The organism is Bradyrhizobium sp. F1.13.3 (assembly GCF_040548265.1).
GTDB lineage: Bacteria > Pseudomonadota > Alphaproteobacteria > Rhizobiales > Xanthobacteraceae > Bradyrhizobium.
The window spans coordinates 32152-51388 of the sequence record NZ_JBEPRI010000028.1 but is presented as its reverse complement, the minus strand read 5'-3'; the positions used below and the strand labels follow the sequence as shown (position 1 = coordinate 51388).

The 19237-nt window shown below is 58.0% G+C and carries 9 protein-coding genes; 1 reads left to right on the top strand and 8 read right to left on the bottom strand.

Going from position 1 to position 19237, the window contains the following annotated elements; genetic code table 11:
- Positions 1-12: 12 nt before the first annotated feature.
- Positions 13-438, top strand: coding sequence for a 6-carboxytetrahydropterin synthase QueD (gene queD, locus ABIB66_RS40520; protein ID WP_354259368.1), 426 nt, complete (start codon positions 13-15; stop codon positions 436-438).
- Here the strand turns inward: queD and dpdD are convergent, their stop codons facing one another.
- Genes dpdD through dpdE form a run of 8 tightly spaced genes read right to left on the bottom strand, consistent with a single transcriptional unit; the run spans position 439 to position 18304 of the window.
- Entirely contained in the window at positions 439-2688 is a 2250-nt protein-coding gene (gene dpdD / locus ABIB66_RS40515; RefSeq protein WP_354259365.1) for a protein DpdD, read from the bottom strand.
- Positions 2685-3224, bottom strand: a complete 540-nt coding sequence (gene dpdK / locus ABIB66_RS40510; protein WP_354259362.1) for a phospholipase D-like domain-containing protein DpdK — start codon at positions 3222-3224, stop codon at positions 2685-2687. Before dpdK ends, dpdD begins: the two co-directional genes overlap by 4 nt.
- On the bottom strand, positions 3221-7768 hold the full coding sequence (gene dpdJ, locus ABIB66_RS40505) for a protein DpdJ (protein WP_354259359.1): 4548 nt from the start codon (positions 7766-7768) through the stop codon (positions 3221-3223). Before dpdJ ends, dpdK begins: the two co-directional genes overlap by 4 nt.
- Positions 7768-8496 carry a hypothetical protein gene (locus tag ABIB66_RS40500; protein WP_354259356.1) on the bottom strand — a complete coding sequence of 243 codons (729 nt, stop codon included), beginning with the start codon at positions 8494-8496 and terminating at the stop codon, positions 7768-7770. Before ABIB66_RS40500 ends, dpdJ begins: the two co-directional genes overlap by 1 nt.
- Positions 8493-11594 (bottom strand): protein DpdH, encoded by a 3102-nt coding sequence (gene dpdH, locus ABIB66_RS40495; RefSeq protein ID WP_354259353.1) that lies wholly within the window; start codon positions 11592-11594, stop codon positions 8493-8495. The genes ABIB66_RS40500 and dpdH overlap by 4 nt, the downstream gene beginning before the upstream one ends.
- Positions 11594-12496 (bottom strand): protein DpdG, encoded by a 903-nt coding sequence (dpdG, locus tag ABIB66_RS40490; RefSeq protein WP_354259350.1) that lies wholly within the window; start codon positions 12494-12496, stop codon positions 11594-11596. Before dpdG ends, dpdH begins: the two co-directional genes overlap by 1 nt.
- Positions 12493-15060 carry a protein DpdF gene (gene dpdF, locus ABIB66_RS40485; protein ID WP_354259426.1) on the bottom strand — a complete coding sequence of 856 codons (2568 nt, stop codon included), beginning with the start codon at positions 15058-15060 and terminating at the stop codon, positions 12493-12495. The genes dpdG and dpdF overlap by 4 nt, the downstream gene beginning before the upstream one ends.
- On the bottom strand, positions 15047-18304 hold the full coding sequence (gene dpdE / locus ABIB66_RS40480; RefSeq protein ID WP_354259347.1) for a protein DpdE: 3258 nt from the start codon (positions 18302-18304) through the stop codon (positions 15047-15049). The genes dpdF and dpdE overlap by 14 nt, the downstream gene beginning before the upstream one ends.
- Positions 18305-19237: the final 933 nt, after the last annotated feature.

The following is a 19237-nucleotide window of genomic DNA, read 5'->3' as shown; positions in this document are numbered from 1 at the left end:
GGAGCACTGCGGATGACAACACATGTCAAGCCTCCCCCTCTTGAGTCGCGCACGCGGGCCAGTCCTGAACAAAAGTCACGGGCCTCCAAATTGGTCACCCGCATTGGCCGTACCTACCGTTTCGAATCAGCCCATCACCTTCCGCTCTTGCCGGATGGTCATAAGTGCAAGAATGTTCACGGCCACAACTATCGAGTGGAGGTGGTCATATCTGGCGCTTTGGACACACGCGGTTTCGTGATGGACTTCGCCGAAATGGACGCCGAGATTTTGCCACTCATACGAAGGGTCGATCACCGGTTGTTGAACGAGGTCGAAGGCCTTGAAAATCCGACGGCTGAGGTCATTGCAACTTGGTTTTTCCAGCGGATCACAGGTTGCGAAAGCGTGAGGGTTTATGAGAACGACGATTGTTGGGCCGAGGTCAGGATCTCCTGACTATTCCAGATTATCCAACACTGCTCTCAGGATGCTGGCAGTCCCTTTGCCGAGAGCCCAAATCGGCTCACCCTTGGGTAAGGCATCCTTCACGCAATAGAACGCCTGGTGACTGCTGCTTTTCCACGCAAACACAAACATATCCGAGGCTTTCGCTAGATTGGTCAGCTTTGTCGTGCAGACCAAGTCTGAATTGACCTCAACTCTGCAGCCAGGGAACATTCGCTCGAGCGCGTCCTTCGCGCGGCTGCCCGCGCTCTCAGATAAAGTGTAGATGCCAAGCGTCTTGCCCGCGAGATCGGGTGACCGAGACGCGACGCTCTGGGTTTCGCTTGAGCGCCGAAGGGTATCGAGCGTTTCTGTCGCCATACCATAATCTTTGGCCAGGAACTCCATCGGCAGTAGGTCCTGCGGACGAATTCTATGGGAGAAACCGCGCGCCTGTCCAAGTACTTGGACAAAGAAGCGGAGCCTAGCCTCGCGTGCGGATGCCGATGGGCTCGGCGCGATCGCAAATGACTCGCAAATATCCAGGCTCCAAGGCAGATGCGCGTACGAGCCGACACGTCGTTGCACATCTTCCAGGTCGCCGATCAATGACTGATAGTCGGCCTCAGACAGCCCGATTTCGAGAAGACGATCAAGCAATTGAGCGAGCAAGTCGAGGTCCGTGCGACCGAGGGCCTCCTCCATGGCGATGAAGAGAAACAGAATCTGAGCGATCGAGCGCAAAGCCGGTGTTGGCGTACTTTCCTGAGAAAAGAATGCGGCCATGAGATCCGGTACAGTCCGGCGGACCAGTGCGGCCGCATCCCCGCTAGCACCGCCTATCAATTCGGCAAACGCGTTCGAGAGCTTTTCGTCCTCGCGGAATGGCGCTATGTCCCAGCGACTCACGGCATCACGCGCCTGGAGTTCGGCTGCGTCCAGATCGCGACCGCTGGCGATTTGTTTCGCCCAGCGCATCCAAGCAAGCGGATGCTCATCGGTCGCGGCGGTAGGCGACTTGCTCGAGCGAAGGTCCTCCAACTTGGCCTGAACCGCAGGAGCGAGATCGCTGACAATGGCTGGAGCCGCATCGATGACTCGAAGCAAGCGGCTCTTTGCCTCTTCAGTATCTATAAAAGAGACACAGAAGAGAAGCCGGCTGACCAATTTTCGACTGAGAGGCAGGACAAGAAAGAACTCAAAAGCTCGGTCATACTGCGCATCATCGAAAGCCGCTTCAGCCTCGGCTTCGCTGATGCCGGCATCCGCAGATACGTCTGATGCTGACGATAGCGCTTGCGCCCAGAGACCCTCTCGGTCGGTGTGCGGGAGAAGAGATAGAAGATGACTGAGGATATTGATGTCGGGTCGGGCTTGCAGGCTCTCGTGTAGTACAAAGGCCTTGATAACGCGCGGCGTCCGGATCCCGCGGCGGGACGCGAACAGCCGCGGATAACGACCAGCAATGTGCCGTTCGAAAGCGTGACGGACCTGCACCATGGAGCAACCCGTCTCCACTTGGTCAATATAGGTGCGGTAAAGCGCCTCAATAACATCAGCGAGAACCTGAGGCGGCAAAGCGAGGTCCGACATCGTCGAAACCAGCCAGTGATCACGCGCGATCTGCGGCCAATAGCCAAGCCCTGCCTTGAGCCGGATATCGAGATAGCGCATATTCTCTTCGTTGAGGCGCCCCGTTGCCCGAAGTTCGGCAATTATCAACTCGGCGCGCGATTCATCCTGAGCAAGCAGTGCACGATCGAAATCTGCACGGATGCTGCCGATCGGGCGAATAGTTTGCTTGACCATCGGAGGGCGCAATTTTAGCGTTTCGCCATAATCGGCGATCCGTGCTGCAATCCTCTCGTTGCTCTGAGGATCGGGCCCGGCAAACCTATAGACCGTGCCGCCGGATAGACTGCGCATCGCTTTCGCCATCGCGTCGTTCGACTTAACCGGCACGACATCGAAGGTGCTTAAATACGCCGGGCCGAGCCAAGCCTTTAGCTCTGCGCCCAGTTCGAGGCCGCCTTCTGCGGTTTGGGTTGTTGCGTACCAACCAGCAATTTTACCCCCACGAACGAAAGGTAAGAGAATGGGCGCGCGCGGATCAACTGCGAGTTTTTGAAGCCATGGTCGAATGTGATTGGCGATGGCGACCGGAGCACTCCCGTTTTGAAGAGCCTCCCAATCGATCCCATTCGGAACGGTAAAAAACAAGCGGAGCCAAGCGAGATCTCTGGGAGATAATCCTTCGATCATGCGCCGTCCCCGGCATAAGATTCAAAATTCAGCCGCGCTTCAGCGAGGCTCTTCAAGCTGGTGTCATAGACGACCATCTCGTCGTTCAGTTCAAGTCCGTTGTAGGTTAGATTCATCGAGCCCGACAACAGACCGCGCTTGAGAAGCACGCCCTTCGTATGCAGATGCTGACGGCGCACAATCGTGAGCTTGCCGCTCAGGCCCGCTTCAGCGGCGGCATCGGAGATTGCGGCGATCAGCGTGTCATTGTGCTGGTCGAAGCTCGTTGCAATACCTAAAGGAGACCCGCGCGCCATCAAGTCTACCGCAACTTCGACGAGTCGGATCGCGCGATTACCCCAGTCGGGATTGACCGCGTCAAAGCCTCCAGCGCGGTTGTCAAAAAGCACAACGTTGCTGATCCACGGGCTGACCAGCCACGCCCTGTCGCGATCTGGTGCAAGCAACTCGCCGAGAAACATCAGTTGTAACAGCTCGCGAATAAGGTTCTGGCTTGTTACCGCGCTCTTGAAGATGCGGCGGGTCTCGAAAATCATTGAAGAGCCTCCGCGACATCGAGGTCGACATGAAGGCTATCCGCCACACGTCGCACGGCCTGCACACGTGCGAAGACCGATAGATAGTTGGCTTGAACCGGATTGGTTGCAATGAAGCTCAAGGCATCAGCGAGACGCATTGAAGAAGCCGTGGGGCACGATAAGGTCACCGCACCGACATCGGCGAGTCGTTCAAGGCATCTCTCTTTCCAACCCACTTGGTTAACGTCGATTGCATGCACGCCTTCTTCTAGATAGGACCGCAGCAGGAGCGGTTCGGGTAATGGGAGGTCGACGTAGGGCGAGTAGAGCCGAAGGCCTGATTGCCGAATCTGCGCTCCGCGTGGCCAAAGCAATCCGTATATGACGCCGAAGCGCCATTGATCAGGATTTATGGTCGGTGCATCTATACCTGCAAAGGCGAGCGCGGCATCGATATCGCCCCGTCGAGCAAGTCGATAGGCGATGACGCGTGCATCCAGTTCGACGCCAAGGCGTTGCTCCTGCGTATCCCACTGCCGAATGGCTCCAAGGAAGAAGGAATCGCTTTCGGAACTCGATCCCGGCCGGAGAACTCTGTTCGCGAGCGCCACGATGAATGCATGAAACGTAGCAAAGCCCTCCTCCGCGAGAGATTGGCGTAGCGCCGTGAAGGCCCTGTAGCTTTCGTCCGCACCGTAGGCGCTGCGAAAGGCCTGGGCGGCCAAGGACACGCCACCATCGGTATCATTTTCTACAACAGTCTCTAAATATTGGCGAAGTTGAAAATCACTTAGTGAGAAGTCGTTGTCTCGTAACGCCGCGGTCATGAGGTTGAAGAAGCGACGGGGGTCCTCTGCATATTGACGAACCGCTTCCTCGATGTGACCGTTGCCTCCCGGTGCGAGTTCGCTGATCCACACTTCCGCGCTAGGCTCGCCAGCAAAGACGTCATCCTCCTCCCGCGGTCCTGCGTCGATGTCGACGACCAGAGCATCACCGTCAATCTCCGGGCATAAGCTTAGGATCGCGCTGAAAGCGGCCGCTCCAACCGTCGCAGTGAAGCGCTCGCGGAGCCACGGCTCCCAATCGGCAACGATGGGAGTCCATAGAATCGCGGCTAGATCAAACAGGCCTGCATTGACTTTCGGATCGGCAAGAAGGGCTGCAAGGTCCTGCCGCAATCGATCTTGAACATTGGCTTGTGCATTGATGTCGTCGACCACGGCCGATTGAAAGAGGATATCGAGGGTCTGCTGTAGGCTCAACTCAGCAGTGCCTCCGGCCAGATTAGCCATAGCCGCCTGCAAGCTGATCGACTTGGCGATTGCCTCGTTGCTGAGCGAAGCCAGCAGCAGATGCGCCAGCCATTCTCGGGCGAACGGGTTGTCCACCATCTCGAGGTACTCACCGCGCAAAGCTTGGTCGTGAAAACGAGCCGTGCGGATTGCGCGGTAGCGAACATTCGATTCGTCACCGAGATCGGACCACATGGCTTGTGGAAAGCGCAGTCTGATGCTTATGGCATCAACCGCCAAACTAAAGCCCAGCGCAGCCGGCGCCTCCGCAATTTCAAAACTAAATTCCTTTAGAAGGGCGGACCCATTTTGAAAGTTGATTGTGGCGTCGCTAACGAGCGCCATGCGCCTCAGTTCGACGGGGCCGAGGCCCTGGTGAGTGTGGAATCGCACGTCCGCAACATAGCGAACCCACTGGCTGCCCTGCGGCGCCTCAAGAACGAGTCCTGCTTGACGTGCGACGATCTGGGTACGCCAGCGCAATCTGGCGTTGGAGGTATCGACAATGTTTGCAGGAGGAGGCTGCACCGCGATGACCCGGGGGCGGTAGACCGGAACACGCTTTGGGCCCTCAAATGATTGAATGAGCCAATCGCCGAGTAGATCCGCCTGCACGTGAGGATCGAGCGCAAATGTTTGGGCACGATTCTGATCAGGTTGGGGGCACAGCCAGTGACGTTCGCGTCCATGGCTAAGGCCGAACCGGCGAGACACCCGGCCGGCCGCAAACTCGCGCATCGCCTGGGTGATCGGCATTGTGACCGGATCCGGCAGCACACCTCCCGCGCGGGGTAAGGCGATCTCGACCTCAGGAAGATTCAAATCGCTAAAGAGATTAGCTGGCGCGAATTCGGGAAGTGGCGAATTCCGGATCTGGTAGTCTTCACCGGCTTCTCCGTTGGCGCGCCAGGCGGTCTCGAGTCGGCGAAGCGCCGTTGGCAGGACTTGCGTGAGCAGCGGCCGTGGGTGATCCCATAGCAGTGATTGCACCTCGTCCCGATCGAGACGCAACGCGTTGGATATGTACGTCGCAAATCGCTCCTGCTCAGGAGCATCGATGAGGATACGCCGTATGGCGTTTGCCAGACGCGCCTGCCTATCGCGTTGGTTCGGCGCTGACGCCGGCCCCGACAGATTTGTCCAAACACTACCCCTTATGCCCGAACCGATCGTCTGACCGAGATAGTCGAGCGTTACGTAAACACCCTGAATTCGCTCGACATACCGATTACCGATTGGGAGCGTCCGGACAGGAACTTGGGGGTCAAACAGAAGGTCATAGGCTTGGTATGCGATACGGTCGCGACCGTAATCAGATAGAACCGCGACCGTCCAGGGCCGCATGCGCCGCGATCGGCCCGCGCGACCTTTTCGCTGCAGAAACTGAGCGACGTCGACAGGCGCTTTATGCTGAATGACGCCGCCGACGCGAGGATCGTTGAAGCCCACTTCAAGGGACGCGGTGGCGACGATGATGTCGAGATTGTTGCCCACCCCTGGGTCCATGGCCATGACCCGTCCGACAGATTTGCGATCACTCGGCTGGAGAGTATGACCGATCTCGACCGGCACTTCCCAGTCCTGCCCATGGAGCTTGCGCTGTTGGCTCGACATTGGTCTTCTAAGAACGGCAAGACCGCCATTTGGGTGGCGGCTCATGTCAACCACACCGGTGTTCCGCCGGCCTTCTGCGTCAAGCATCGCGAAATACATTCGATTGATGACGTCGATGTTGTCAGCAAACAGGAACAGACGCTCGCCGAGAATACCCCGGCTCTTCAGTGTATCGGGCGCATCTAGTATGCGTGAAAGCAGCATCGCGGCTTGGATCGTGGTCGAGAGCAAAGCTGTGCGCGAAACCGGATCACCGCGAAGCGCGATCAGGTATTCTGCGCCTTCCGCAATCATATCACCAACGCTCGGCGCGATCTCAAGGGAGGCGTGTTCGCCAAGCCCGGTCAGCCGTCCGAAGAAACGCGCGCCATCGGTAAGCGTAGCTGAAAGGCCAACAAAGCTCACCGGTCTGCCGAGCAGGTGACGCCAACGGCGAAGTAAGTAAGCAACCTGGGCGCCAGAGCCGCCGGCATAGGTATGGACTTCGTCGAGAAGCATCATCTCGACGGGCCGTTGGCAAAGATCGCCGAGCCCAAATAGATGACGAATCCGGTCGTCTCCCATGCGTTGGTTAAGCATCTCCGTCGTCGTGAACAGAATGTCGGGGCTTTCCCGCTCAAGCCTGACACGTGTCAGGATGATTTCGTCGCTCTCAATTCGCCTTTCGCACTCAACGCAAGACAGGCGTTCGGTTCCCACGCGACGGTCAGCCTCGCGCCAGAGCATCTCCCCATTGCAACCATCGCGGGGGCACCGCAGATACTCACAGACAATGCCATTTGCGTGCGATCGCCATCCCTTTGCCTCACTAGCGGTAGCACCGCTATAGGGGGTCGGCCCGAAGAATGTACCGATCAGAATTTTGCGAAGGCCGCGCCCGACGAGAGAGCCATCGAGGCGCCGTGCCTGCGCATAAACCTCCGCAAACTGGTCCTTCAGCAATTCGTTGCGCGGATAGAGCGCGAGGATTTTGACCCAGCGGCTCGTCGTCGCGTCTCGCTGGATGTGGGACGCGACGCGAGCGAGCGCAGGCAGATAGAACGCGAGTGTCTTTCCGCTGCCCGTTCCCGCGCTCACCAGCGTCGCAAGAGACCTGGGACTTTCGAATCCGCCAAGGATGCGGGCCGCAGCAGCAACCTGAAACCGAGCAAGCTTAAATTGGGCCCCGTAGCTCTCTATCAGCGAAGCGATCGCCCGGCGGGCGTAGGCATTGGACGTGGCCGTGCTGATCGCTGCTAAAGCATCGCTGGCATTGATCGCGCGTTTTGGATACCGGCGGCGGCGCCAGATAAAGCGAAAGTCTGCTACCAACGTTGGTGCGTTTTGCCACCCTGTCAACCCGCTGTGCTTTGGGAAAAGCTGTCGCAAGCGGAAAAAGAGTCGTACAGCCTCCGCCATGCGCGAGCGGTATCGCGTGCCGGGCGTCTCACCAACATCGAACAGCAATGCTCGAGTTTTGAGCACGTCGACCACTTCAGACGCGCGAACGAAGCCGATTCGGTCAACGTATCGAGGATCGTCGAGCAGAGGATCTATGATATCGGCAATTTCCTCAGACGTTAAAAATCCGTCGACCAGTCCCCAGGTGAGGAGACGCGCCTCCCGCTGCTCTATCTGATCGAGCGCTGCGAGGATGATGGTTTCATCGGCCATCATCCGCGCCCCGTCGCGCTTACGCGATAATTGTCAAAACTATCGTTTTCTTTGAGCCACTTCACGACCTCCGGCGTGAGCAGCGCAAGCGGCGCTCCGCTGACCGAAAGTACGGCCTCGAGAAACTGCTTTACCTCGGCGGGCACCGCAAAATCAAAGTTCTGCGCAACGGCTTCAAGATCCGCCGCCAATTGTTTGACGCGGTCGATAGCTGCGCGATCAGAGGGTAGTGTTTCGAACGCTGCCTTGAGCCGATCGAACAGCCTCTGATACTCGCTGAAAGCGGCATCGTTCGCCTTTGTCCGGGCAAGACGCGACCTAATGACTGCGGGGGCGTCGCCCGCGAAAACATGCTGACGATATGTCCGCCAAGCGGCTATAACTGCCGAAGCGAGATCGCGCGATGCCGTATCAATTTCATCGAGCATCGACCTCCAGGCCTGCACTCTCTTCAGAGTTGCTGCCTTGGGCTGCACGCGAAATCTTTCAAGGATGCCTCCCGCTCGTTTACGGGCGGCGAGCAAAGAAGCCGGCGGCGGCACTGCAATAGCCAAATCAACTAGCATAGCCTGATTCTTTACATGAGTGTTCAGCTTCTCGGCTCGTCCAGCGAGATCGCCGCGCAAACCTTCAAGATCACTTGCTTCGGCAACGCTTGAGCCCAACCTATCAAGCCGAACAAGTCGCTCACGGAGTGCCGTTGCCCGAGCCGGCAGTGTAGTTGTCATTGGGCGGTCTCCGCAGTTTGAACAGAACCGCTGACAACTTCGAGCAGGGTCGTAATTTCACTGCAAAGCGTCGCGGGGTCAGCCTGACTGCGATCGGCCTCCTCACGAGCGACGCTCTTTTCGGCGGCGGCAATGAGCGTGTTGGTGGAAGCGAGAAATTCCATGGTGCGGCCGATGAGGCCGAGATCGAGCGAGCCAAGTGCGTTCAACAATTTAGGAATTTGCTCGCGATCGGCCTCGTCAACAATTGTGGCGGCCTTGGTAACGAGATCAACGATTGGGCTCGCCTGAAACTCGACAAGGCGCCGTTCGAAATCGCGCAAGTTAGTCGGCCAGTCGGACGGGAAGCTTCCTGTCGCGCTGAGCAATCGGATAATTTCCTGAAGGTCCGAAACGAAACCTGGTTTGTCAAACTTCTCGTTGAGGAACTCGCTAATGTGAGTTCGAAAATCGCGCAACCTAGCGACGATATGCGTCAATTGCCCCCAAAGGCGCGACTCACCCAGCGGACGCATGAAAGCCTTGACTTCATCAGGTAAACGATCGACAGCCTCCGGAACAGCGTCTTCGGCAACGACGTCAAGAAGGCGGACGATATCAACTGCAAAGGCTTTGCCGCCGGTACCCTGGAAGCTCGCCACACGTTCCAGCAACTCGGATTGAAGGACGTCGCGGGCAGACCTTGCACCGATATAACCGAGTGCGGCGTCTCGGACCTTGTCCCAATTGTCTTCGAAAGCTTGCCTTTCCTTTGTCTCTGGCTTTGCGAACAGAGCCGCGAGCGTCGCATCGGCGCCTGAGGGGCGGAGAGGTGGCGAGAGCCCGGCGATGCGCGATTGAGTAACTAGTGATCGAGCAAGCGCGGCTGCTTCCGCCTTGGCGTCCTCAACCATTGGCGGCGTCATTTGCGCGAGGAGATGATCGACAAGAGCTGCACTTACAATATAGTCGTCATCAGCTCCTGGATAAGTCCAACGCTTCTCCTTGGCGAAGCGGATAGCACCAAGAATTCCGGCGCGAACGGTCCCATTCTCGTCGCGATGATCTTCGCACAGCTTGAGTTGTCGACCGGATTGCGGGTTACTTCGGGCATTGGGAATTGTGATCCAGCTTGCCCGCAAATGCGGCTCGCGCATGCGCAGACTGGGCCAATTCATTGCGTCCTTGATCATCGCGAAGAGGGCACTACGAACATCATTAGCTTCCTTCTGCGGGAGTTGTGTACCCGCGGCCCAAGCCTCGAGCCTAATTCGCCATTTCTCCATTTCGGGATCGACGGTTGGGACAACCGGGCTTGTCCGCACGTCGCGTTCTGCTTCCAATGGTCTAATCGGATTGGATCCCGGGACGTCGACTCGAGCCGGCTCGGGTACAAACGGAATATTGGCAATTTCGGCCGGCGTTGGCAGTCTGAAAGTCGTAAAGACTGCCGGCGGAATATGACCGATCGCCGCGACGTCTACAGGGTTTCCACCCCAAACTGCCAGCAAGGTAGCAAGGCGCCGGCTGGTCTGCTCGGCTTGGTGGCTCTGACGAATCCAGTTAGCAATGGTGGCATTGGGACGGAAATCTTGGAAGTCCGAGGGCGGAAAACGACCTGTCTCATAGGACTGACGCATCAGCAGCGTGTGACGCAGAATTTCGTTGATGACACGACGCGGATTGAAAATGAGCCTGCCGTCTTGAGACAAATGCCGCTCTGCGAGTTGTTCTATGGCATTCCGATTGAATGGAAACAGGGAAACGCCGTTGGCGTTGAAGCCGAATGCGGGGACAGCGTCGCTGCCCTCCTCGCCTAGGTCTTCATCACGCCATACGGGAATCCAATCCGCCATCGATCGCTCGGAGCCGCGTTGCTTGAATAGCCGCCGCAACTCCTGTTCGCCCCAGCGTGCGGCATTCAAGTATGCGCCGACCATTTCGATCACGCCAGCTTTGATGTCTTCATCGCTCTGCGCGTGACTACCGATGACCCATTCTCTCCTAGCGCGGGTTAAAATCGTGTCCCGGAAGGCAAGATAGCCGTCCGTGAGAGCGATTGCAGTTCGCATGGTCGCACGCACCTTCTTTCCTTCATATTCGCCTTCCTGAATGCAGACCTTAAGAAGGACATCCTGAATGCCTGCGAGCGCTTGAAAATCCTCAACCAGCAACACGAGATCTTTGCCGTCCTCGAACAGGATCTTGCGAACCGCCAGGATGATGTCCTGAAGCGTCATTCCCCCGGTGCTCTGTTCGAGTTGGAAGACATTGGCGATCGCTGGGTCGACCGCATCGTTCAGGAGGTCTACAATTGGCTTCAAGCGCTCGGCTGGCGCGATCGCGATTTGCACCTGATAGTATTCTCGAACCTGCCTCGCTGCCTGGTTGAGATCAATCTCTCGTGGCAGTATCAGATCTTCGGCGGTAAATTGAGACAGGGTCTCATCGTCGCTCTCGGAGCGACCGCCAATCGCTCGAGAAACAACCCGAGTTAGAACATTGGCTATGAAATGTTGATCGAGCGCCGCATCGGAGAAGAGACGGGGTAGCTTTTCCGCATGACCGATCAGCGCCTTGAGATGCGTACGGTTCGGGTGTTCACGAAGTTCGGCGATCATTCGTTCGCGCCGCGCGCTGAGCGCGTTCTCGAGATGCGCGCGGAAAGTGATGACCGCGTCCTTTACGTTGACCTCGGCTACCGCGCGGTTCAGGTCTGCACTCTGTTTCGCATATCGAGGATCGTTGGCAAGCGGTGCTAGGATCAGCTCAACGACGGTACGCAGACTAGCGCTCTTTGGAATCCGGATTATATGCAACTGCTTGCTCTTCGGGGAGCGATGCAGTTGGGCGTCAAGCCAGCGGATGATATGCGACTTACCGACACCGGATGGTCCGGTTATCGGCACTATCAGGGCTCCCCCAGGCACATCGTTCGTCAAAAAGGCGTCGAGCAGGTCTTTCTCGGTTGCCGGCGTCGTGAGGTTGGTGCCAGCGTTGCGTTGGACTAGCGCTGAGGGTTGATGGACAGCCAGCAACACCGAGATGTCCGCGGTCTCAGCCTCATTCTTGATGCAAGCATTGACTGCGGCGGCTTGAGGCCAATAGTTCCTGAGCATCAGTTGCCCTTTTTAGTCTGAATTCGGCGAATATGCGTCATGCTGCGCCAGGGCCGCTGATCCACGCCTGTCAGCATGATGCCCTCCTCGCTGTCGCTCTTCTTCTCAGCTGCAATGAGACCTTCTCGGTCCAAGCGCTGGATGGCGCGCGAGAATGCGCTCGACAGATGCCCCTCGCTCGGGCGCGTCCAGTTCGAGTCCTTTAGTACCTCTTCGATCTTTAACCGGTATACACCGCCGTCCAATACAGGCAGCGAGGTTGCGGCGCGCTCGACAAAAATAGGCGCTGGCAATGATTCGTCTCGTCCGAATATGCTAGGAAGCATGTCACGGACAGCGTCCGTCGGATCGATCGTAATCTGTGCCCCGCCGCGGGCGAAACCCAGATAAAGCATCCAGGTGCGGAGCCCGTTCCAGCGGGTGTCATTCTGCAACATGCGCTTGGCATCATCGGCGACTTGCGTGCTTTCGAGCGTAGCAACCCTTTGGTGGGAACTCGTGTCCAGCGCATAGACGTCTTGTGCCAAAATCCAGGAGAGACCACGACTGAAATCCGCACTTCTATTTTCTTCGGCCTCCCAGAAGCGAGCGTTGTTGTCGGGCGCAAGAGCTATTTCGCGTGCGACTTTTGGAAGCCGCGCCTCTGCGATATCAGCGTCCCTGCCGAGCAACGATCGATACGGCTCACGGACCGTAACGAGGCCATCATCAGCCGAAAACAGCCCAAGTTCGGTCCACCTCGTTAGCGACTGGTTTAGGTGCTTCGGATCCACCGCATCCAGTTCGGCCCCGCACGCCTTGAGGAGCTCGCTTCGAGATTTCGGACCGAGTCGCACCAGCGCGCGCGTTAGAACAATCAAAACGTTGAACAGCCCGTCGCTCGGCATATTAAGTATGCTCACGTTCGCGCCCCTAGCTTGAATTGGTCGAAGGAAAGAAAATTGGTGCCGGTCTCAGCAAGTTTGCGACCGGCGTGCAAAGGATCTGGTGTCGACGCGGGCGCCAATATGACGTGCAGCGGTCGATCGAGGAGAAAGACGTACGACGGAACTGATCCGCCGCACAGCAGGGTGGCGCGTGGAACTCTATAAGAGGATGGGCGAGAGGCTTCCTCCTCGATCGACTGCATGAACAGCATTCCATCGCTGGTCCTTGTGTGGAGCGATCTAAGTTCAGGGTTGCCTGTCCTGAAAGCGTCAGGTGCGGCGATCTCGCGGACTCCGAAACTCGCAACGAGATCGCCGAGAATTGCCACCATCGAGGATGAATCCGCGGGTTCTGGGACCGTCAGAATAATAGGCGCAGCAATATTGAGGTGCGGAAATTGCTCGCGGAAAAAACCGATATCGCAAGGGCCGACTCGTTCGATGCCATAAGCCAAGGGCTCCAAGTAATTGAGATCTTTACTTCCCGATTCACGGTGCACTGGGCAGCCACCACAGGCCGTGGAGACGATCAGAGTTCGCCCCGGCGTATGATTACGATAAAGCTGGTCGAGCAGATCCGATACTTCGATCTTGCCGCCAAGCAAACCGTCGAGGAGTTTGCGGTTCAAAGCGGCTGCATCGAACGAGCGGGAGCGTTCATCACGAATTTGCTGATCGAAGACCGATTTGTTGCGGTGTCCCGACTTGAGCACGCTGACGACTGTTTGCCTGAAATACCGTGCCCAATGTTCCTCATTGCGGAGGTCAAAGGCGGCCTCCGTCTCATCTTCAGTGCGCGATATCATCTCGGGCGGCCTCGATTCCAACTCGATCATCTTGGCTCGGGCCATCATGATCAAGGTCCGCATATTCCAGGAGGCATTGTAGTCTGATTGCTGGCGCAGTCTTGGGGGCACGACGTCGAGATCAAGCTCGAGGAGATTGCCCATCGCGTCCAGGCTTTTCGCGTGTGCGAACATCGTCGACCATCGTTCGAAGGCCAAATCCTCGCTAATGAGAGCGGGAGCGCTCAAACGGTCTGCTATCTCGCGGTCGGTTTCTGAATAAAGCAGGATGGATGCCGAGGGCCGGCCGTCGCGCCCGCCGCGGCCCACTTCTTGGTAAAAGCGGTCGACGGTTTCGGGCACCGCGGCATGGATGATTGTGCGCACATCGCGCTTGTCGATGCCAACGCCGAAAGCAGAAGTAGCGACGATCCCGTCGATTGCGTTGCGTGACCACTGATCGATGATCCGCCGCCGGTCGGTATCGCCGGTCTCGCCGTGAAAGCATTCGGTTCGCGAAAAGCCTTCACGTCGCAAAATCGCCAGCCACCGACGCGCATCGTCGCGCTTGGTCACGTAGAGAATGAAAGGACGCGGTGCGTGACGGATTGCCTCAAGGACCTTACGGTCCTTGATCGCATCGACATTTTCGCAGTGGACCCAATATTGCGGTTCAGGACGCAAATGAATAGAGGCGACCATCTGGACCGCGTGAGACGGGCCGAACAGCGCGTCAATGGTGTCAACGGTGTCCGGGCTCAGCGTAGCTGACATAAGGATAGTTCGGAAGCCAGGACCCTTGCAGGCATTGAGCAGGCCGCGCCGGACGCCTGCAACCATCTGGAAGGCGGGCCGGAAGCCGTCGCCCCATTGGCTGACGAGATGGGCTTCGTCCAAGACGAGGTAAGAAAGCAGCCCGTTTCTCGCGGCGTCGTAGAGCGCAGGCAGCAGCGCGCCAGTCATAGCTTCGGGTGAACAATAAAGAATGCCCTGCCGACCTTCGCGGATTGCCGATTTGATGTTCAAGCGCGCGTCGGGAGTCAGATTGGCGTGCCACGCAAGCTCAGGAATCTCACGTCGTGGGTGGCGCGCCCTTAGCAATTGGGCCATCTGACGCGCTTGATCGAGAACAAGCGCTGTGGTTGGCACGACGCAAATAGTCAGGCCGCCTTCAAGGCCCCGAACCAGCACTGGTGCCTGTGCAACGAAGCTTTTTCCCGATCCTGTCGGCAGTGAGACGATGAGCGTTTCGCCACAAGGAAGCAGGAAGGCGCTACGCACAGCTTCGCGCTGACCTGGCGAGACGTATGTTCCAAATCCACTAGCTTCGGCGAGAAACGGGTCGATCGGCCGTTGCCAATCGAGCCGCACGTCGGCCTCGCCGAAAGCGTCCTCGAACAATGGGGTGTCAGTATCAGCCATCCAAGCGGGTGACCAAGGCAGCGCCTCTATCAGGCATTGGCCGGTTGCGACGGCTTGCGCGCGAATTCCGAATTCGGCCCAGCGATCGCGGTTCGGCCATTCGCCTGCCGAGGGGACGCGTAGCCTCGCCACGTTCATTGTCTGCATCGAATGCCGGCGCAGCACATGCCGGAGCAGCGGCACGAGATCTCCCATCTGAACTCGCTCGCCGTCAGAGACCGCAAGGTCGAGTATCTGGCGAATGCGATCGAACACCCCGTCCGAACTGCCGGCCGGCGGGGCTCGGGATGGCCACGCGGCGAGGGTGTCGTAGAGCGTCTCAAAAGTGAGCATTTGGCTCACGCGCTGCATCCAGGACGGCACTGGCTGCCCGATTACCTGAAAGAAAACAGGCAAGTATTGCATCGACGCGAATACTTGGTTCGCGGATGCCGTCGATGAGATTTTGCGAAAGGGATCGTTCGAGCGTCCATTCGAGGCTGTCCGCGGCGCTGTTGGCTCGTTCGGCACGGGCGCGCAGTTGGCCGAGGCGGGCCCTGTCGACCTCTATGGCATGGCCAACGGCGATGTCGAGGCTCGCGGTAAGGGACGGAAGATCCCGCAAATAGGCCTCCGCGCTGACGCGAGCCTTGGCGCATAGGTCAGCCCAGTGCTCCAGCTGTGGTACGTCGAGCATACCCATTTGTTGCCAACGCTTGGAGTTTAGGTTGAAGTCGCGATCGCCGTTTTTATCCGCCTCAGGACGATAGGCCAAGCCAAGCCGCTCAAGCGTTGCAAAGTCCAGAACGGGGTTAAGCTCTTGATCAAGCCAGACGGTTCGAAAGAACGGTGGGAGAAGCATGTCTCCGCGACGAACGATGGAAGCGGCGGAGGCATCCGTCAGCCGATCCACACCGGCGAGAACTTTGCATGAGCGTTCAACATCAGCCTCTACGAAGAAGTCGAACCGAAAGAACAGGTCAGCAGTTCCGTCGCTCCGGTAGTCCGACATCTGCCGCCAAAGGCCGGTCGAGCGGCCACGATCATCCGCTTGCGCTATCTCCCACATCCCGGTGAAGAAAGGGTCCCCATAGCGCAGCAGGCGCGTGCCGCCCGCACGACCCTGCCGACTAAGCGCCGTTCGCCTGCGATAGGTAAATGGTACCGTCCGCACCATACGAGCGAGATGCGCGGCCGGCGAGACATCTATGGAAGACTGACAGCTTTCATAGAACGTCTCAAGCGGAACGAGCGTGTGGCGATTCGACGTAAGGTAACGGTAGCGGAAGAGTTCGACACCTTTGCCCTCTGTAGGCTCTGGTATTCGAGCAAACTGTAGCGTCGCCTCAATCCAAGACGAGGCATCGCCCTCGATCGCCTGCCAATCATCATCGACGTCGGTCAGCGTTTCCAACATGCGACTTGGTGGGGTACCAAGCGCATCGAGAGCGTCTTGTTCATCGATATTGCGAATCTCGCGCTCGGTGACACCGTCTTTGCCGGCACTTTGCGCCGTGAGATCCACGAGTGCTTCAGTACCTTCGGCGAAAAGCGATTCGGCCAGCCTGCGAGTCGTGCCCTCGATAAGATACTGAAGGCTCGCGACAGAGCGGTCGAAGACGCGCAGACCGGTATTCAGATAGTCAATCCAGGCCCCCTCTATTGGATTGTCACAGCAATTTAAAACGATCGACTTGACCGCATCGCCCGAACCGTAGCGATCGGCGCGGCCAAGCCGCTGCTCGATCCGGTTGGGATTCAGAGGCAAATCGTAGTGAACGACGATCTTGCGCCCACCTTGGAGGTTGAGCCCCTCTTCAGCGCGATGATCGGCGACCAAGATCGGACGGCTCGGATCAAGATTGAAGGCCAGCCAGTTATCGTTTCCCGGATCGTGACGATCGACCACGACTTTCAACCGATTTGCCAATGCTAACGCGAGCGCATCAGCGGTGCTTACGTCGGAACAGAAAATGACAAACTGCTGTCTGGGCGCGAGAAGCTCTTGCAACTTCTCTACCAACGCCGCGCAGCGCGCCTTAAAATAATCGCCGCTTTCCAAGCGCGACAGCACTAATCCAAAGAGATCGGGTCGGGCGGTGATCTGGGCGTCTCGCCTGAGCAGTTGGACCGCGCCCCCGCTCTCATTGGCATACTCAAGTATCTGGTTCAGGACTCCATTAAAGACGCCCACCCGATCGTTGCGGACGGGATTGCTCTCGGCGCCGAATACGGCGCTCACTTCGGTGATTCGCCAGTCTTCGAGTGCCTCGAACAACCAGTGTACTTCCGGAGACGCATAGTTCACAACCGTTGAGCCTGAACGATCAGGCGTTAGCCCGGCGACACTGCGGCGCCTATGCCGCAAGATACGTCTATGGAGGCGATATGACTCGCTGAGATGAGCCCTCAGGCGGCCTACCGCCTCGACCAAGGCGGGGTCATCCTCAACCGGCATCTTATCACTTATGGCGCGGAGCGCTCGCGATTGCTCCTGCAGCAAGGTGTCATCGGGAAACATCTCCGCCAAACAATCGAGCGGGTGATCAAGATAAAGCACGTTTTCGGGTGTGAGACCCGCGACAATACCGGCGAGGGCCTGCCGATTTTCGATGCGAAGCCGAAATCCCTCCTGATCGGTTAGCTTGTAGGTGTCGTGGTCCAGGAGATGAAGCATCTCAAGAAAGCCGCGCTCATTATGGAGCGCTGGTGTGGCCGAGAGCAGGAGAACACGTTCGATCTTCGGGGCCGCGGCAGCAATGTCGTCATACAGGCCACCCGGATGATTCGCTGGATGATGGCCGGTCAGGTGGTGTGCCTCATCGATGACCAGCATGGCGGCCTTGCCAAGAAGTGGCTGTATTCTGTTCCTCTCCTTGAACCCCAAGACATGTATTGTTCTGTCGAGAGAGCCCCCTAGGAAAAACTTCGATTCGAGCTCTGATCGCCATTGTGAAACGAGAGCTTCGGGCACGATCACCAGAACAAGCGCGCGCTCGCCTGCATCTAGGATACACTGACGGATCAAAATCCCCGCTTCGATCGTCTTGCCTAGGCCGACTTCGTCGGCGAGTAGGTAGCGCTGTACTGGATCTTGCAAAATGCGCCGGACCACTTCGATCTGATGTGCCTCAAGCTCCACCGAGGACGAGGCCAGCGCCGACATCCCCATAGCAGCAGCGCGCTGAGCGATCGCGCTCCGGACAAATCTCCTACGGCCTTCGACAAACCGCGGCGTTTCGCTGATCTTGGCGCCGAGAAATGCGGTCGGGTCCTCGATCGCACGGCGACACCGCACGAACACCTCCGATATTCTGAGATATCTGGAAACGCCATTCGGGAACCGGATAAACTGCTTGTCGCCATGATCGTCAAGAAGACGGCCGATCTCCCAAGCACCCGACACATCATTGAAATGGTAAATGCGAGTCTGCTCGGGTAGGGTCACGGCTTCAATAGCGCCAACATCCAAGTCGAGGACAATCGGCTTAGAGACCGGAGCATCAAAATACTCGACCGAGCATCGTTGCCCGTTTGTATTGAGTTTTTTTCCGATGCCGAGCGACGCCCCCTCGCCCTCCCGAACACGTACGAACACAATTCCCCCATGCGCCTTCTATCTTTTGCTGTTTATACGTGAGTCGAGGGCCTAAGCCAGTCCAGCAAAAGTCGTAAGTCTGTCAATATAGGTCCGAATTTGGCACCGCTTTGCAAGCAACTGGGCAGAGTCCCGGCCTTGTGGCGGCGACACTCGAGGCGCCTCGGCTGTTGCTCTTCGTCGAGCGCACGGCCTTCGTAATGGGGGCCGACGAGTTCATGATTGAAGGTGCGGTGCGGGAGCCTTCCCGGACCTGCCGCCGAGTTCGCGCCCGATCCGCTATGCGCGGAATGACCTGGAGAAGCTGATCCAGGTCCCATTCCGGACCCCGCACTTGGCGCCGCCGAGACGCGGGTCCAGCCATTCGGCGGACAGGAACGATTCGTCCTATTTGCACGCCACAGCTATCCAGCCACAATATCTGCGCTCTCGATCGTTTCTTGCTTGAGAAAACTCGAACCTCATGCCCTGGACCCGACGACGGTCCAGGGCAGAGGCATGAGCGGCAAGGGCGAAGCGACTCGGATCGAGGGATTGCAGGCGCGAGATAGTTTGGAAAGGCCGCTCGCGGCAAAGCGCCGTCGCAACAACGGCGGCATGCCGCCCCCCCCGCGCGGTTCGATGTCGATACGGGGGGCTGGTCCAACTTGACCGCATGAGAGGCGGCAGCGGTCATCTGGCGCACACCCGGTGCACTCGAGCAGTGTGGAGCAGTGGCGGCGCGAGCCGAACCACCCGCTTAAATGGCGCTACGTCGATGGCCGGCTCTATCGTGTCGATGCGGTGCGCGACGATCACCCCGGGCTTTTTCGGTTCTCGGATCAAGAGCGGTCGCCAACCTAATCAGGCTGAGAGCCTGCGGCACCCTCCGGATGCCATTCTCGCCGATCGATGCATCGGGCGTCTCCAGCCGCCCAATTCCGAGTGAGGGCT

Excerpts from the sequence above, each read along its gene's own strand:
- queD (WP_354259368.1), top strand. The coding sequence starts at position 13 with ATGACAACACATGTCAAGCCTCCCCCTCTTGAGTCGCGCACGCGGGCC.
- dpdD (WP_354259365.1), bottom strand. The coding sequence starts at position 2,688 with ATGATCGAAGGATTATCTCCCAGAGATCTCGCTTGGCTCCGCTTGTTT.
- dpdK (WP_354259362.1), bottom strand. The coding sequence starts at position 3,224 with ATGATTTTCGAGACCCGCCGCATCTTCAAGAGCGCGGTAACAAGCCAG.
- dpdJ (WP_354259359.1), bottom strand. The coding sequence starts at position 7,768 with ATGGCCGATGAAACCATCATCCTCGCAGCGCTCGATCAGATAGAGCAG.
- ABIB66_RS40500 (WP_354259356.1), bottom strand. The coding sequence starts at position 8,496 with ATGACAACTACACTGCCGGCTCGGGCAACGGCACTCCGTGAGCGACTT.
- dpdH (WP_354259353.1), bottom strand. The coding sequence starts at position 11,594 with ATGCTCAGGAACTATTGGCCTCAAGCCGCCGCAGTCAATGCTTGCATC.
- dpdF (WP_354259426.1), bottom strand. The coding sequence starts at position 15,060 with ATGCTCACTTTTGAGACGCTCTACGACACCCTCGCCGCGTGGCCATCC.